1 pseudogene is annotated in these 567 nt (G+C 74.6%); it reads left to right on the top strand.

Annotation, left to right across the window (positions count from 1 at the left end):
- Positions 1-306: 306 nt before the first annotated feature.
- Positions 307-567, top strand: a pseudogene (locus FUT87_RS25395) (hypothetical protein); the annotation flags it as partial.

The following is a 567-nucleotide window of genomic DNA, read 5'->3' as shown; positions in this document are numbered from 1 at the left end:
GGCGGGGCGTCGGGTCGACGTCGGGCGAGGCGGGGGTATCGTCCATGGCGCCGGCCATTGTGCGTCAGCCCCTGCGGGCCGATCGCCGCGCGACCGGGGCGAAGGCCCTGGAATTCGAGGCTTCGGCCCGGTCCCGTCCCCTTGAGAAGCGGGCATGGGATTTGTATGGTGGAACGCATGCCGTCCTTGCCGCTCCCGCCACCTCGACCCCCCCAGCCGCGCGCCGACATGCCGCCCGCCCGCACCGAAGAGGCCGTCGATGCCAGCGCTTCCGGGACGGGAACCGGATCTCCTGGCTCCTCGGGCATGGGTGATGGCACAGGCGCTGGCACTGGCGCCGACGCCCGCATCCGCCTGCTGGTCGTGCAGGCGCTGAGCGTGCAGCCGCTGGCCGCCGTGCTGGAGGAGAGCGGCTACGAGCTGCTCCGCGCCGCGGATGCGATCGCGGCGGTAGACGGCCTGGGCGCGCGGCCCTCGCTGGTGATCATGGACATGACCCTGCCCGACCTGCCGGGCGACGGCCCGCTGGCGTTGCTGCGGCGGCTGGCCGCCGGCCCGGCGCCGGTG

The organism is Mitsuaria sp. TWR114, assembly GCF_007997345.1.
Note: the sequence above shows the minus strand (reverse complement) of the source record. Positions and strands in the feature narration are given on the sequence as shown.